Here is a 15,773-nt window from a genome sequence, read left to right on the forward strand (position 1 = left end):
CGCTTGATGACCCCGAAAGAGTCGCCATCTCCAGCGTCGCTTGGTTCGCATAAGGTACCTTATACGAATCTAACCGGGCTCAACCGTTGCGAAGACTGTCGTTTCGCGTTCGATCTGAGTCATTCGCGCTCGATCAGAGTCTGATCGTTCGTTGGACGCGTCAATCTAACGACTGAACTTTCAGCGCCTAAGAAATTGCTTTCTGAGCGATTTTGTTCTTGTTTCACTAGCTACAAACACAGGCACAGCCAGCAATACACAAGCGTCGGATGTCCCTTCCCACAGCTATCCGGCGCGGAACGGCGTGCCTTCCTCCTCGTCGTGATGAAACTCTACGGGCGGCCCTTCCTGGGGCCCACCCTGTCAGCGTCGCTACGGGCTTTAGCTAGATCGCCGATAGCGGCAGCGATGAACGAAGGGTCATTGCTCTCAAGCGCTGCTTCTAGATAGGCGATCTGCTGATCCGGTGTCTTCAGGTAGTCCTGAACGTCGAACTTGGTTGTCTTAAGCGGCATATCAAACCTCCTTCGCCATCCGCTTGGCGGTCCCGATGTCCGTGTTCTGGGTCAGCTTGTCGCCGCTGCAAAGCAGGATGACGGCGGTATCGTTTCGCGTCTGTCAGGCCGATCAGCGGTTGAACTTTGGGCGCTTAAGGCATGGTGCTCAAAGAAATTTTCTCGATGAGTGATCTGCCCTGGGTAATAAGATCTGGGCTGGCAACACCCAAGCCGATCCCAGGATTTTCGGATGCCCATTCCAACAGCCTATCTGGCCCGAAACGGCGCGCCTTCTTCGTCCGGGCGTCGCTCCGCGTCGATCGGTTAGCAGCATGCAAGGCCGGTCGCGCGTGATGGGAAGCAAACTGGAATTTCGCTGCCCAGAAGCGCGGTTCTGACGCCTGAATATTTGGCGTGAAAGGTTCTAAACCGCCCACCTAGAAGCTGCGCTCAAGAGCAATGATCCATCATTCATTGCTGCCGCTATCGGATATCTAAGCCAAGGCTCGGGGAGTTTCGGGGTTCAGCGAACCAAAATCTCGTTGAGTGCCAACGGCTAAGCGTCGACCGTTCAACCGCTGAATTGGGCGACCAGACGCCGCGCCGTAAACAGGTGCCAGCAAGACTATCGCACTCCGCGAACCCATCGGCAGAGCCATCGCCAGGCCTTGCGAAAAGCCAGGATGGCGGAGCGGGGCCGTCCCGCTTTGCGGCACCCATCCTCCAGTTCCCTCGCCCGCATCGCCATGACTTCGGCCGCCCACCGGTCCGCCGCGGCATGAGGTGGCTCGACCCGCTTCGAGGCCTTTGAGATGCGTCCTGCCGGAGTATTCCGCCGCGGCCACCGGCCGGAACACCGATCCGCCTGTCTTGAACGTTTGCGCCAACTGTCCATAGATGGAGCGACACATGACTGGACGACTTCAAATGCGTAACCGAGAGACCGACCGGCCACAACCGATTGAGAAGACGCGGCTGGCTACAGTCGCCAGTCTGCTTGGCGCTCCGTCTACTTTTCGAAAGGCTCCCCCAAAACCCGTTGGAGGCGCATGAGATGCTTCTGAACGGGCTGCCGTCCAGAGCACTGTTACATCTGGTTGAGAACCTGGCGTTTCTTCGGTGGGACGACTCTTTCGCCGAAGCGATGTCCGGTGCCACCTGCTCATTTTGTCCTGTCGTGATGGGCACGGCGTTCACGGTCAGCCCGCGGCCCACCAGGAACGTCGTGACGATGACTCAAAGATCATTGGCGGACGATGGTCCATGTGGCCTTGTTCGAGCGAAATTGGCTTCCCAGTGGCTGCACAAGCGACGGTGCCGGCGGTGTCTTTGTATTGGGCAAAGAAGTTGTCGCCGGCATTGTAAAGATCGAAGGCGACCATTCGCCTTCTTGGCTGCGACCACGCAAAGTGCAAGTTCTTACTTTGGTTCGCGGATCACGACGATATTGATGAGCGAGCACGATAGAATTCTTTCAAACGATGTTGGTATTGAATTTGGGTCGCCGCGAAATCCTGCTGTCGTTGACACCGCCATGTTTCATGGCTAACCTCAGAGAGTTTTATTTTGAAGAAAAATTTCAGGTTGCAACGCTTCGACACATGGTTGAGTGAGGTCTGCCATGCTCAACGTTACCCTTTTCGGTGCAGCTTCATTCTCTGTCGATGGCGCGGTAGTAAAGTCCGACTTCGGTCCCGCCGGGCGCCTTCTTGCATGTTACCTCTTTGCATTTCCTGGCCGCGTTCAGCGTCGCGAGCGCCTCGCCGATTTGTTCTGGCGCGACATCGACCCGGCAAAGGCAAGATCGGCCTTGAACACCGCGATCTGGCGTATTCGCAAGATCTTGGATTACGGCCACACGGGCGCGGCACGTCATCTGGTCACGGTTGGCGACGACCTGATACTCGAACCCTCCGGCGACTTTCAGGCCGATACGTATAAGTTCGCGACGGCTTCACGCCTATTCCTTAGCCGAAACGCCAGAAGTCCATTGACGGCCAGCGAGACCGGGGAGCTCTGCGCCGCCGTTGACGTCTACAGCGGTCCATTTCTGGAGGATCATGACGACGATTGGGTGTTGCAGGAACGCGAGCGGCTGCATTGCCTGTTCGTGCGAAGCTCGGTGGAATTGATGCGCGTAGCCGTCGCCCAGCGCGACTACGAACAGGCCTTGACTTTTGGCCGGCGGATTCTTGCGACCGACCCGCTGCGCGAAGGCATCCAACGAGAGATGATGCTCCTTCTGACGCTCAACGGCCAGCGCGGCGAGGCGATCCGGGCCTATGAGCATCTTCTGGACTTGCTGCGGACGGATCTGGACATCGACCCGATGCCCGAAACCCAGCGTCTCTACGGCGAGGTAGTCACGGGCGAGATCTTCAACCACCTCGACGATCATATATTTTCCGAATTCCACGTCCGCCGAACCTGATCCACGCTTTTCGATCCGTCGCGGCCGGCGATAGGCACAAGCTGAGAGGATTTCGTGAGTTGACCGTGAGGCTCGGGCTGCCGGCCGGTTATCGACCCGGAACAGGACGACGAGTTTGACGATGCTGGCGGAGGCTAGGCTGTCACTCCAAGCGAGTGGTGCAGCGAATGCCTCCTCCACCGACCGATATCATCCAGTCCTTCTGGTTGCGCTTCTGGCGCGAATCCAGCCGCAATGGATCGCCGGTCTGGCGCGGTATGATCTGGCATGAGCAGCAGGGCTCTGAAGAAACGGCCGTCGCGATGTCGAATCCGGAAGCCGCCTTCGAATTCATCAGAGCGCACCTGCAAAAATCGCCTCTTGGCACAAACGCACCGCGCGAGAATCCGCCTCCGTCCCACGAGCGATTTCACGTCTCCACTCGTTTCCATTGGCGCAACCTCATGTTTTGGTGGAGGCCGCGATGACGCTTGCGCCCGATATCATCGAACGATTACCGTCGTGGACGCACCGCATATCGCCGCTGGTCGGCAACTTGCTCCGCTTGAAGCCGGAAGAAGCGGCATTTTGGCGCCGCGGTTTTGTCGTGAGCGATCCCGGCACCCAACTCGCTCTGGAGGCGATTGGCCGCACGTTCATCGGCGGCTTCAATGCCGCCGTGTCGGCTTGCGACGTCCACAACGTTCTCGACCATGTCGAGAGCGTCCCGGCATCCGATCAGGGATTCGCGGCGGAGGGCGCGGCGATGGGCGCCGCGGTGGCCGATGCCCTGCTATTGAAGCGGCAATTGCTGGCAGCCTGCCTGGAGGCTTTTGCGGGCCGCTTTACATATTTGACGCATGTCGGCGTCGGCTGGGCGCTGGCGCGCGTGCCATGGCGCAGAAAGCCACTTCTCTCCCAGCTCGATCCGATCCACAGCTGGCTTGCCTTCGACGGTCTCGGTTTTCACGACACTTATTTCCATCATCGTCGCGCACTGGCCGGCTGGCGGCGCGTGCGATCGGGCTATTCTTGCCGCGCCTATGATCAAGGAGTGGGACGGGCGATCTGGTTTGCCATGGGTGGCGACGTCGCCGCGGCCGCTCGCACGATTTCTTCGCTGCCATCGACACGGCAATCGGATCTTTGGGCAGGCCTCGGCTTGGCCATGGCCTATGCCGGGCCAGTCTGCGCCAACAAGATCGCGGCTGCCGCGGCGGCTGCCGGCCCGCGGCGGGAGCACTACGCGCAAGGTACGGCCTTTGCCTGCGCGGCCCGAAGTCTCGCCGGCCACGTTCCAACTCATACGGATCTGGCAGCACGGATCGTCTGGGGGACGGGAGCCGACGAGCTTGCCCGGCTGGTCCACCAAGCCCGCGAGCGCCTGCCCGCGGCGGATGACGACCAACCGCGATATGAGATGTGGCGGAGGTCGGTCGCGGCATTGTCGTCGAACGAGGGGCCAGTGTCATGAGCGATGCCATACGCCGCCATCTCGCCAAGATCGCCACTTGCGCGATAGCCGCCGTCTTGTACGGCTTCGCGGCGCCACGCAACATTTCCGCGGAAGAACGAAGCGCCCTGGGTGCGTCCCTTCGATTCTCAGCAACCTATCTCGACCCGGGCGACAACGGCCTACCGTCGAAGAATGTTCGCAAGGTGCACCCTGCCCTCCAGCGCATCGACGCCTGGATATCGTCGGTCGGCGCCGGCGTTGCGCTCGCCGATATAGAAGGCACCGGACTACCGGCCGACATTTGCCTAGTCGATCCCCGCAACGACAGCGTGTCAGTCATGCCCGCGCCCGACACAGGCGAACGCTACGCCCGCTTTGCGCTTACCACACCCGCGAAGGGCTATGATCCACGCACGATCGCCCCGATGGGTTGCCTGCCTGCCGACTTCAACGAGGACGGCCGCATGGACCTGCTCGTCTACTATTGGGGCCGCACACCTGTGATCTTCCTGCGCAACGACACGGCCCTGCTGTCGGCGGCGGCCTTCACGCCGATCGAGATCACGCCGGAACGCGAGGTATGGAATACCAACGCCGCGATGTTCGCCGATATCGACGGCGACGGACATCCTGACCTGATGTTCGGCAACTACTTCCGCGACGGCGAACGAGTTCTCGACGACGGCTCGACGACGGAATTCCAGATGCAGCATTCGATGTCGCGGGCCGGCAATGGCGGGCGCAATCGACTTTTGCTGTGGCAGAACGCGGCCGCACACACGGTGGCCTATCGCGATGCAAGCGATGCGTTCACCCCGGACATGGCGAACGGTTGGACCCTTGCGCTCGCCGCGCGCGACCTCGACAACGATTTCGTCCGGAACGGCGGCGAGGCGCTGGCGCCGTTCCTCCATCTGCCCGAGATCTACATTGCCAATGATTTCGGACCTGACCGGCTTCTCGTCAATCGCTCCACGCGCGGCCACCCGCGGTTCGAACTTGCGGAAGGACACCGCGATCTGACAACTCCGCGATCCAAAGTGATCGGTCAGGACTCATTCAAGGGAATGGGCGTCGACTTCGGCGATATCACCGGCGATGAACATCCGGCGATCGCCGTCAGCAACATTTCGTCCGAATACGCGCTGTTGGAAAGCCACTTCCTTTTCGTCTACAACGGCCAGTCCGCAGCATGGGGGCGCAACGAGGCACCCTATCGCGACGAAGGCTTCAAACGCGGGACCTGGACCAGCAACTGGGCCTGGGACATCAAGTTTGCCGATCTGCTCAATAGCGGCCACCCGGCGCTGGTCCAGGCGATCGGCTTCATCAAGGGTGGTCGCAATCGCTGGCCGGAGCTGCAGGAGCTTGCGCTGAGCAACGACGAACTTGTGTCGCAGGCGCGCCTCTGGCCGCGCTTCACCGTCGGCGACGATCTGTCGGGGCACGACCATGACCGTATATTCCTGCAAGACGCCTCCGGGCATTTCCACGACGTGTGGCCGCAGCTCGGACTGGATCAGGAAACCGTCTCCCGCGGCATTGCCATGGCCGACGTGTTCGGCGACGGGCGTCTGGCGTTGGTGATCGCGCGGCAGTGGAGCCAGTCGCTTTTCCTGCGCAACATTTCCGCGGATGCCGGACGGGCCATCGTTCTGGACCTGAGAGTGCCCGGCGCCGTGGCGGGAACGCGCGCGGCGGTGGGGGCGGAGGCAACGCTGCGGCTTGCAGACGGGCGAAAGGCGACCGCGGTTGTGGATGGCGGTTCAGGTCACAGCGGAAAGCGGGCCCAGGAAATTCACCTCGGTCTCGGACACGCGCCCGACAACGAACTCTTCAAGGTCACTGTCACTTGGCGTGACGGAAACGGTGTTCACAGCCAAGTCGTGGAGGTTACACCGGGACGACATACCGTCGTGCTGGGTGAGACCGAGTGCCGGCCGCCGCGCGAGACGGCCATATTGAAAGGTATGTGCCGTGTCATCGATCATTCTCAATCGTGATCTCGCTCTCAAGCCTGCCCGGGCGCAAACCAGGGCCCTGGGCGCCGACCGGTGGTATTCGCAGACGCGATTGGGCGGTCTGTCGCGGTTTGCGCTGGCGATCACGATCCTGAACATCGCCGGCCATCTCTTCCTCGGCTTCGAACAGTCCTGGCTCACTCCGTTCGTGGCGTTGGCCGCCGCCTATGGCACCGAACTGATTGGCGAGAGCCTGGAGGCGTGGGCTAACCACCGGCCGCCGCGTTACGCGGGATCGTTGGTCGATCTCGTCAAATTTCTTCTTCCGGCGCACATCACGGGCCTCGCCGTTGGGATGCTGCTCTATGCCGCAGAGAACGTCGCCGCCGTCGGCTTTGCGGCGGCGATCGCGATGGCCTCGAAATACGTCGTCCGGGTCGATGTCGGCGATGGCACCCGCCGAATCACTCGCCATGTGCTCAATCCTTCGAATTTCGGCATCACCGTCACGCTTTTGCTGTTTCCCAGGGTCGGCATCGCACCGCCTTACCAGTTCACCGAAAACACCTCGGGACTGGTCGACTGGATCCTGCCGCTGATCATCGTCTGCACCGGCAGTTATCTCAACATCAAGGCAACCGGGCGGATTGCGCTGATCCTGACCTGGGTCTCGGCGTTCGCGCTGCAGGCCGTTTTGCGCTCCATCATCAACGGGACGCCGGTCGTTGCCGCGCTGCTGCCGATGACCGGCTTCGCCTTCATCCTGTTCACCTTCTACATGATCACCGATCCGGCAACGTCGCCGTCGACGATCCTCGGCCAGGTCTGTTTTGGAGCCGCCATCGCCGCTGGCTATGCCGTGCTGATGGAGCTGCATATCGTGTTCGGGATGTTCTACGCGCTCACGGCGGTCACGGCTGGGCGCGGGCTCATGCTTGCGCTCGCAAATCTGCGAACGCGTCCGGACGCGACCGCCATCGCCACCGCAGAACTCCTGAACCTCACTCTTAAGAAGCAATGATACATGCAAGATTTCCCGACGATCCTTGCACTTTCATGCCGCTTTCCCGACGCAGCCACGCCGGACGAGCTGATCGAGAATGTGATCGCAGGCCGCCGATCGTTCCGACCAATTCCGCGAGAACGCCTCGACATCACCAGATATGCCGCGGACATCGTCGGCACAGCCGATTCCATCACGCCGATTCGCGCCGGCTTGCTCACGAACTGGAATTTCGATCGGTCGCGCTTCATGATCTCAAGGGCGACCGCAGAAAATACCGACCTCGCGCATTGGCTCGCGCTCGAACTTGCCGCCGAGGCCATCGAAACGATCGGCGGCGTCGAAACGCTCGATCGAAGCCGCACTGCGGTCGTCGTGGCCAACACCTTGACCGGAGAGTTCAGCCGGGCCGCCTTACTCCGCCTACGCTTGCCGTTCCTTGATCAGGTTCTTGCCCAGGTCGCAACCCGCGAAGGATTGACTCAGGAAGTCAGGGAGCGGCTTCGCTCCGGCTTCGACGCCGAACTCCGCCAGCGCTTCCCCGAACCCAACGAGGACTCCCTCGCCGGCGCTCTCGCCAACACCATCGCCGGCCGGATCGCCAATTATTTCGACTTCCGCGGCGGCGCATACTCCCTGGATGGAGCTTGTGCATCCTCGCTCGTGGCGCTGGCCGATGCTGCCAACCTGATCGCCCGCGAACAGGTCGATGCCGTCATCGTCGCTGCTGTCGATCTGAGCCTCGATCCGTTCGAACTCGTCGGGTTCTCGCGCAACGGCGCCTTGGCCGGTGAGGCCATGCGCGTGTTCGACGCGAGGGCCGCCGGCTTCTGGCCCGGCGAGGGCGGCGCATGCGCCGTGCTGATGCGGGAACAGACCGCCATGCGGCGCGGACTTGCCCCGCTCGCCCGACTGCGCGGTTGGGGCATATCTAGCGATGGCGCCGGCGGACTGACCCGTCCGTCGCTCGAAGGCCAGCTCGCCGCCGCACAGCGCGCCTGCGACATGGCGGGGATCGATCCCGCCGACATCGCCTATGTCGAGGCCCATGGCACCGGCACGGCCGTGGGCGATCCGATCGAGGTCCGAGCGCTCTCCGCCTTGCGCGCTGGCGCACGCGCGCCGCTCCCGATCGGCTCGATCAAGGCCAATATCGGACATACCAAGGCTGCTGCCGGCTTCGCGGGCCTGATCAAGTCCGTCGAGGCGTTGCGGCGCGGCCTGGTACCTCCGCATGTTAGCTGCGAAACGCCGCATCCCGTCTTCGCGGAAGTCGATCATCGCATTCGTCCGAGCCTGACTTGCGATGAGATGGGCGAGACCGCCATCGCGGGCATTTCCAGCTTTGGCTTTGGCGGGATCAATTCACATATCGTGATCGAGCGCATGGGCGGCGCACGGCGCACGGCGGCCCCGGCGCCGCGGCCGTTGTGCCAGGACGCCGAGCTATTCGTGTTTTCCGCGGCTGCTTCGCACGATCTCGTCGCCTCGATGAGCGATCTGCAGCGCCGCACTTCCAGCTTGTCGATGGCGGAATTGATCGATGCCGCGGCCCGCGCATCCGAGGTGGCGGAGCAGGCGTCGATCCGGGTTGCCGTCATTGCGTCCGACGGGCTCGCGCTCGCCGATGGGTTGGCCCGCGCAATTGCAGCAGTGGAAAACGGCGAGCCGCTGTCGGACGTGGATGGCGACGTGTTCGTGGGCCGTCCCTTGCAGGCTCCGCGGGTGGGTTTCCTGTTCCCCGGCCAGGGCGCGCCCTGCCGGCCCAACGGTGGCATCTGGCGGCATCGTTTCGACGAGATTTCCGAGATGACGGACCGGTTGCCGTTCCCTGACGGACGGCGGGCGTTCGACACCGACATCGCCCAGCCCGCAATCGTCGGCGCGTCGCTGGCCGCGCTTCGCATCCTGCAAAGGCTCGGAGTTGCGGCCACAGCCGCTGCCGGCCACAGCCTCGGCGAAATCACCGCGCTGGCATGGGCGGATGCACTCGACATCGATGCCGCACAGGAACTCGCATCGCGGCGCGGCGCGATCATGGCGCGAACCGGCGCTGCCGGCGGCGCGATGTTGCGCGTGGTGCTGCCCTGGCGCGAGGCGCTTCACCTCGCCGAACAGACCGGAACCTCCGTCGCCTGCCGAAACGGCCGCGCCGAAACGGTGCTGTCAGGACACGCCGCCGCCATCGATGCCGCCGCATCGCGCTGCACGAGCCTCGGAATCGAGGCGTCACGGCTCGTCGTCTCCCACGCCTTTCACAGTCCGGCGATGGCCCCTGCCGCGAAGGAACTGGAAGCAGCGCTGCAAACGCTGGAATTCCGTCGCTGCGCAGTGGGTCAGGTGATATCGACCGTCACCGGCGCGCCGCTCACGCAATCCTCGAATCTCCGCCATCTGCTGGTCGACCAGCTGGTCCAGCCTGTGCTGTTCGATGCCGCGCTCGACGCGCTGGCATCGCGTTCGGATTATCTTGTCGAGGTTGGGCCGGGCGAAGGCCTGACGCGGCTGGCGCGCAACAATGGCCTGTCCGCCATGTCGGTAGATGCCTGCGGCCCGTCGCTGGTACCGCTGCTGCGCGTTGTCGGCGGGCTGTTTGCCGCCGGCGCCAAGCTGCGTCCGCAGCTGTTATTTGAGGACCGGACGGTTCGGCCCTTCGAAGTCGCCCAGGCGCCGAGTTTCCTGCAAAATCCTTGCGGCTCGCACGAAGTCGCCAGCGTACCTCAACCGCTTGTGGCTGCTCCATCGATCGATCCCAGATCCGACATTCCCGATGAGGCGCCAGCCACCGCGTTGGCCGCGGTCCTGTCCGCGATCGCGCGCGAAACCGGCCTGGACCCGGCGCGCGTCGGACGCGATGACCGCCTGCTCGACAAGCTTCATCTTAACTCCCTTGCCGTGACGCGGATCGTGATTGCGGCAAGCAGACTGATGCAGGTGCGCGCGCCTGCGGCGCCGACCGAATTCACCAATGCCACCCCGCGAATCCTCGCCGACGCGCTCGCCGAGTTGCAGACGATGGCACGCGCAGGCCCGGCACCCAAGCAGCGGATTGCTGGTGTGCGCCCCTGGACCCGCTGCTACGCCATGGCCTGGCAGCGCGGCGACAGCAAGCCGGGCCGATCGGCCGCGCCCCGTTGGCTGGCGACGCATCTCGGCCGAAAGCCCGCGGCCATGCGCAGCCGTGAAGAAGACGGCCTGCTGATCTGGATCGACGAACCGATGACGCCGGCGGAAGCCGCAATCCTCGTGGCTCAGGTATCCGAGGCGGCAAAGGCAGGTTTCAAACATCTGGCGCTCTGCCACGGCAGCGCACCAATCTCGGCCTTCGGCCGATCGGTCGAAAGCGAGGGATATTTTCGATCCGTTCGCGTCATCGATCGCGCCGATGCGTCTCGCGACGATCCGCGGCTCGCGGAGCTGCTGTCGTGCGATTTCGAGGGCTATGATGAAGTCCGGATTGCGGCTGGTGATGGCATTGAACATCCGGTTTTCCTCCCTTTCGACCCGCCGCGCGCCGCGTCCGGCCCGCTCACCGCGAAGGACGTCGTCGTGGCCATCGGCGGCGGCAAAGGCATCACGGCAGAATGCGCGCTTGCGCTCGCGGGCCGCGGCGCGGCAGTCATCTTGGTCGGCCGCAGCCAACCCGACGATCCCGCCGTTGCCACGACCCTTGCGACCGCCCGGGCCCGGGCGCTGCGCTGCAGTTATGTCGTTGCCGATGTGCTCGAAGGAAACGGCCTCACCCGCGCGCTCGCCGGCGCTATCGCCGAACACGGCCAGCCGACCGCCCTGCTCTATGCTCCGGCCGTGAACCAGCCCGCGCGCCTGGTCGATCTCGATGCGGAGACCGTACAACGCACCATCGCGCTGAAGACTATCGGCCTGAAAAACGCGCTGAATGCGCTGGATGGGGGCCTTCGCCGCCTGATCACCTTCGGTTCGATCATCGGCAGGATCGGCCTCGCGGGCGAGACCCACTACGCGCTGGCTAACGCCTTGCAGAGCGCCGCAACGCTGGCCTGGGCGGAAGGCGCTCCGTCGCGCACAGCGCTGGCGATCGAGTGGACCGTCTGGGGCGGGATCGGAATGGGCGAGCGCCTTGGCACGATCGAGCGGCTCGGCGCGCTCGGCGTGGACGCAATCGCCGTCGACGCGGCGCTCGAAACCTTCGGCGACCTGATCGATCGGGGGTCGAGCGGCATCATCGCGGTCACCAGCCGCTTCGGTGCGCCGCCGCACCTGTCGCTGGGCAGTCAGCCGCTTCCAATGCTGCGCTTTGTCGACGAGCCGAAAATCTACTTCCCCGGGGTTGAACTCGTGATCGAGACCAGGCTCGATCACGGCCGCGATCTTTACCTTGCGGACCACATCGTTGGCGGCGCCGCCGTGCTTCCGGCCGTCCTCGGCCTCGAGGCAATGGCCCAGGTCGCAGCCGCGCTAACGCCGGCGCATCCACACGGATCGATCCGCAACGTTTCCTTCGAACGGGCCGTGACGGTGGACGAAAAATGCGCGACCAGGTTGCGCCTCGCCGCGCTGCAGACCGCCCCGGGAACAACCGAGGTCAAGTTGTTCGCCTGCGAGCGGGATGCCGACGTCCTTTGCATGCAAGCGACGTTCGCGCCCGACGCCAACGGCCTCGATCGCCTGTCCACCAGCACGCCGTCACATGGCGGCCTCGACGCAAAGCCGCTCTATGGTCCCCTATTCTTCAACGGCTCTCGCTTTCGGCGGCTCGACAGCATCGAAACGGCAACGTCGCGACAGCTGGGCGCACGCCTGTCTGTCGCCTCGGCGACCCGCTGGTTCTCGTCTTACGAACCGGACAGGCTTTTGCTGTGGGATCCCGGGGCGACCGACGCCATCCTGCATGCTTTGCAGGCGACTATCCCGCACCGGCGCGTGATCCCGGTCAGCGTCGGGCGCATCGATATCGACAGATCGGCGGGCCAGCCGCATACGGTCAGCGCCGTTGAACGATGGAGTTCCGGCAGGCTGTACGTGTTCGATCTGGTTGTTCGGGACGCCGAAGCCCGTCCGGTCCAGCGCTGGAGCGAAGCAACGTTCCGCGCGGTCGACACGACGCCGATCGCCGAGATACTTGCGGCAAGTCCGGCGCTCGCCGCCCCCTATCTCGAGCGTCTGGCGCGCGAGACCCTGGGCGAGTTCGGCATCCGCGTCGCCGTCGTCCTTGACCCGCATGCGTCGCGCGAGGCCCGGCGACTGGTGGCGATGCGGCAATTGGCGCTTGCCGGGAGAATTACCCGGCGCACCGACGGCAAGCCCATCGTCGCCGACGGCAAGGGCTTCGTGTCGTTTGCGCACCGGGACGGCGTGACGCTTGCAGTTGCGGCCGACGCGCCGGTGGGTTGTGACATCGAGCTGTCCGGCGGGGCCGTCGACAGCCAGCAACTTCGCAGCCATGTCATGCTGGAGACCTGCCGCAAGCTCGGCCGCAGACCGCCCGTCGCGGCGTTTGCGCCAGCGGCCCTCGGGACGGCGCACCGGATCGAAGATACGCTGATCGTGGTCGCCGAGTTGCCCTTGCCGGGTGGCGCTGGTGTCGCGGCGATCGGGCGCTATGCCGACACGGCGCCCGCGGTCCGTTTCCTGGCTCCCCTGGCAGCAAGCGAGGCCGCCCCATGAACCAATCTATCACGCCATCGCATTTGGCCGACGACAGCATGCGCCGCGCGCCTCCGTTCATTTATCGGCACGTCGTCTGCTTCGAGGAAACCAACGTCGTCGGCAACGTCTACTTCACCCGGCACGTTTCATGGCAGGGCCGCTGCCGGGAAATGTTCCTCAAACAGCATGTGCCGACGCTGCTCGATCAGATCGCGCGTGACCTCCGCCTCGTTACGCTGCGCGTGTCGTCCGAATATTTCGAGGAACTCAACGCGCTGGATGATATCAGTGTCGAAATGCGGCTGTCGTATCTCAGGCAACACCGCATCGGCCTCGACTTCGACATCGTCAAGCTATCGTCGGGCAGCGCGATTCGGGCCGCACGCGGCTTTCAGGAAATCGCCTGCATGCGCGCGACGGCAACCGGACTGGTTCCGATCGAGCCGCCTGCTCCGCTTTTGCAGGCGTTGAAACCTTTTGCCGGCGGATAACCGCGCCCTATCCGCGCTGATGCGCCTCGGCGCCAATGGCCTGCTCGAAATCCCGCGAGGCGCGGGAGGCTCGCCGCGACATCAGCATCAGAGGGAGCGGCGCCAAGATAGGCGGATCGAAGGCCATGATGGGGCGCAAAGGCAGCGAGGCGACCCGGGTACTGCCATTCAAATCGACCCTGGTCGGCGCCGATGCGCTGCGTAACGTCAGGCCGCGACTCAGGAAAGAGGCCGGACCGATCTGATACGGCAACGCCGCCGCCGCGACGGTATAGGTACCGCATGGCAAGCCCCCGAACGCGAACGCGCCGGAGTCTTGCAGCGTCGCGCATTGCTTCGGCCGAGCGTGCGGTAAAAGGTCTTCATAAAGCCCGAGCGCAACCACTCCCTCGAATTGGAAGGGAATGACGATATCGCCGTGCAATTGCGGCACGTCCAACGTCCGCGGCTGCTTCACAACGTCGACGAATTCACGGAGATCTCGGCCATTCATCGCTTTGGCGGCGCGACGCAACGCATTGGGCGACACGCCGACCATCTGCGTAAAGCGCGATACGAAGGTTCCCAGACTGGAATAGCCGACATCGAAACAGACATCGGTCACACTGGCGTCCGTCGTCAACAATAGGTTCTTCGCTTTTTCCAGTCGCAGCGCGGCTAGGAAGCAGGCGGGCGGAATTCCCGTCAGTTGCCGAAAGACGCGATTGAAGTGAAACGGGCTCAGAACAGCGATGGAGGCCAGCCCTTCCGACGATTGTTTCTTCTCCAGATGCGTCTCCATATGGGCAAGCACGCGGTAGACCGATACGCGCCATCTAGCCGCGGTACCGGCGCGCGCCAAAACGTAGCCTGATCCGAACGGTTCGGAACAATCGAAACTCTCAAGGGTCATGACAACTTCAACCAGCGATGACCGAATCACAACAGTCAGGATGACTGAAGGAGCTGTGCCCGCTCTAGCCACCCGCTCTCGCAGCGATTACGGCATCCTCTCGCGCATTGCAGGGACAGCCGGAACACGACCCGGATCACATCCGGTCCGAGATGGCGACGGCACGGCGGTTCTCCAGGAGGTAGCGCATTGTCGCCTCCCGGATCGCCGCGTTCAGTTCCTCCGCCGAGCGCGCAGTGTCTCCGTCCGCCTTGCGAAGTGGAAGGCCCGCCGTTGCCTCCAGTCCGATACGCCTGGCACGCGCAAACAGCGACTGCGAGCGCTGTTCATCCGCAACTAGCTCCGCCTCGATTCGTTCGAGGCGGCGCGCCGGAATGGCTTCCCGCTTGAGCATCTCGACCCGCCGCATGATCTCTTTTTCGACGTCGGCTGCGACCGCAGGTGGTTCGGCGGTGCCGTCGATCACGAATATGCCGGCGCCGGGCCGATCCAGGTCGGACCAGGCATGGACGGACATGACCGCACGCCCGTCGGCACCGGCACGATCGGTCTCGTCCAGCAGCCTGGCGATGACTTTCATCGTATGCCGAAGCGTCGGAGTCGCCTTGTCGATTCCGGGGACGGGATACACCATGACAACATAGGCCGACTGCCCCGACATGGAAATCCGGTCGGTATGAAACTCCGGGAAGACGGGCGCGCCACTGCGCGCCATGTTCCCGGCAGGAATGCCGCCGAAAATTCGCCGCGCCTCGTCGACGATCCCGGAACTACTCACATCTCCGGTCACAACCAGAACTGCGCCGTCCGGCGTATACCAGCGTGAGTACCAGGCGCGCGCATCGTCGATCGCAATGAGGTCGATGTCCGACTGCCATCCGATCACGGGATGGGCAAAGGGCGTGCCCGCAAACGCGGCCGCCATGAGCTTCTCGCGCGCCAGAGCTTGGATGCTCTCATCGATGCGCCACTTGCGTTCGGCGCGGACCGCATCCTTGGCCCTCGCAAATTGCGCCGGCGATATCAGCAAATTCCGCATGCGATCGGCTTCCAGGCTCAGCGCCGACGCGATCCGGGTTGCCGGCAGTTGCACGGAATAGGCCGTGTAATGATATCCGGTGAAGGCATTGACCCTGCCGCCGGCGGCTGCAATCTCGCGGGCAAAGCTATCATCGGGCAGCGCAGCGGTCCCCGTGAACATCAGATGCTCGACGAGATGGGACAGGCCAGTCTTGCCGTTCTCCTCGTCCAGGCTGCCGACCCGGTACCAGACCTGCAACACGGCATCGGGCGTCCGATGATCTTCCTGCACCACCACCCGCAATCCGTTCGCCAGCACGAGGTCTGGATCGGCCGCGGCGATCGACGGCAAGGCGACGAAAGAAACGATGATGCCAAGCCAGACACGCCGCGACGGCAGCCTCCAGTGCAAACG

11 protein-coding genes are annotated in these 15,773 nt (G+C 63.5%); 6 read left to right on the forward strand and 5 right to left on the reverse strand.

Features of this window, described 5'->3' with window-relative positions:
• Positions 1 to 332 precede the first annotated feature (332 nt).
• Positions 333 to 515 carry a hypothetical protein gene (locus QW861_RS10495; RefSeq protein ID WP_316193025.1) on the reverse strand — a complete coding sequence of 61 codons (183 nt, stop codon included), beginning with the start codon at positions 513 to 515 and terminating at the stop codon, positions 333 to 335.
• Positions 516 to 1,696: 1,181 nt separating this feature from the next.
• Positions 1,697 to 1,879 carry a hypothetical protein gene (locus QW861_RS10500; protein ID WP_316193026.1) on the reverse strand — a complete coding sequence of 61 codons (183 nt, stop codon included), beginning with the start codon at positions 1,877 to 1,879 and terminating at the stop codon, positions 1,697 to 1,699.
• 239 nt (positions 1,880 to 2,118) lie between these two features.
• On the opposite strand from QW861_RS10500, the gene QW861_RS10505 reads away from it, so the two are divergent.
• Positions 2,119 to 2,928, forward strand: coding sequence for a BTAD domain-containing putative transcriptional regulator (locus QW861_RS10505; protein WP_316193027.1), 810 nt, complete (start codon positions 2,119 to 2,121; stop codon positions 2,926 to 2,928).
• Positions 2,929 to 3,070: 142 nt separating this feature from the next.
• On the opposite strand, the gene QW861_RS10510 is transcribed toward QW861_RS10505, so the two are convergent.
• Complete coding sequence (locus QW861_RS10510; RefSeq protein ID WP_316193028.1) at positions 3,071 to 3,262, reverse strand: hypothetical protein; 192 nt, start codon at positions 3,260 to 3,262, stop codon at positions 3,071 to 3,073.
• A 117-nt stretch (positions 3,263 to 3,379) separates the two neighbouring features.
• Between QW861_RS10510 and QW861_RS10515 the strand changes: the two genes are divergently transcribed.
• From QW861_RS10515 to QW861_RS10535, 5 genes are read left to right on the forward strand one after another with little or no spacing between them, the layout of a single operon-like run.
• Positions 3,380 to 4,381: a DUF1702 family protein gene (locus QW861_RS10515; RefSeq protein WP_316193029.1), complete on the forward strand. Its 1,002-nt coding sequence runs from the start codon at positions 3,380 to 3,382 to the stop codon at positions 4,379 to 4,381.
• Positions 4,378 to 6,366: a CRTAC1 family protein gene (locus QW861_RS10520; protein ID WP_316193030.1), complete on the forward strand. Its 1,989-nt coding sequence runs from the start codon at positions 4,378 to 4,380 to the stop codon at positions 6,364 to 6,366. The genes QW861_RS10515 and QW861_RS10520 overlap by 4 nt, the downstream gene beginning before the upstream one ends.
• A complete protein-coding gene (locus QW861_RS10525; protein ID WP_316193031.1) occupies positions 6,341 to 7,345 on the forward strand; it encodes a hypothetical protein in 1,005 nt (334 codons plus the stop codon). The genes QW861_RS10520 and QW861_RS10525 overlap by 26 nt, the downstream gene beginning before the upstream one ends.
• Positions 7,346 to 7,348: 3 nt before the next feature.
• Positions 7,349 to 12,973: an SDR family NAD(P)-dependent oxidoreductase gene (locus tag QW861_RS10530; RefSeq protein ID WP_316193032.1), complete on the forward strand. Its 5,625-nt coding sequence runs from the start codon at positions 7,349 to 7,351 to the stop codon at positions 12,971 to 12,973.
• Entirely contained in the window at positions 12,970 to 13,446 is a 477-nt protein-coding gene (locus QW861_RS10535; RefSeq protein WP_316193033.1) for an acyl-CoA thioesterase, read from the forward strand. Before QW861_RS10530 ends, QW861_RS10535 begins: the two co-directional genes overlap by 4 nt.
• Positions 13,447 to 13,453: 7 nt before the next feature.
• On the opposite strand, the gene QW861_RS10540 is transcribed toward QW861_RS10535, so the two are convergent.
• On the reverse strand, positions 13,454 to 14,338 hold the full coding sequence (locus QW861_RS10540) for a helix-turn-helix domain-containing protein (protein ID WP_316193034.1): 885 nt from the start codon (positions 14,336 to 14,338) through the stop codon (positions 13,454 to 13,456).
• A gap of 136 nt (positions 14,339 to 14,474) precedes the next feature.
• Positions 14,475 to 15,770: a pitrilysin family protein gene (locus tag QW861_RS10545; protein WP_316193035.1), complete on the reverse strand. Its 1,296-nt coding sequence runs from the start codon at positions 15,768 to 15,770 to the stop codon at positions 14,475 to 14,477.
• Positions 15,771 to 15,773: the final 3 nt, after the last annotated feature.

Origin of the sequence: Bradyrhizobium sp. SZCCHNRI1029, from assembly GCF_032487555.1 — a bacterium.
Classification (GTDB): domain Bacteria; phylum Pseudomonadota; class Alphaproteobacteria; order Rhizobiales; family Xanthobacteraceae; genus Bradyrhizobium.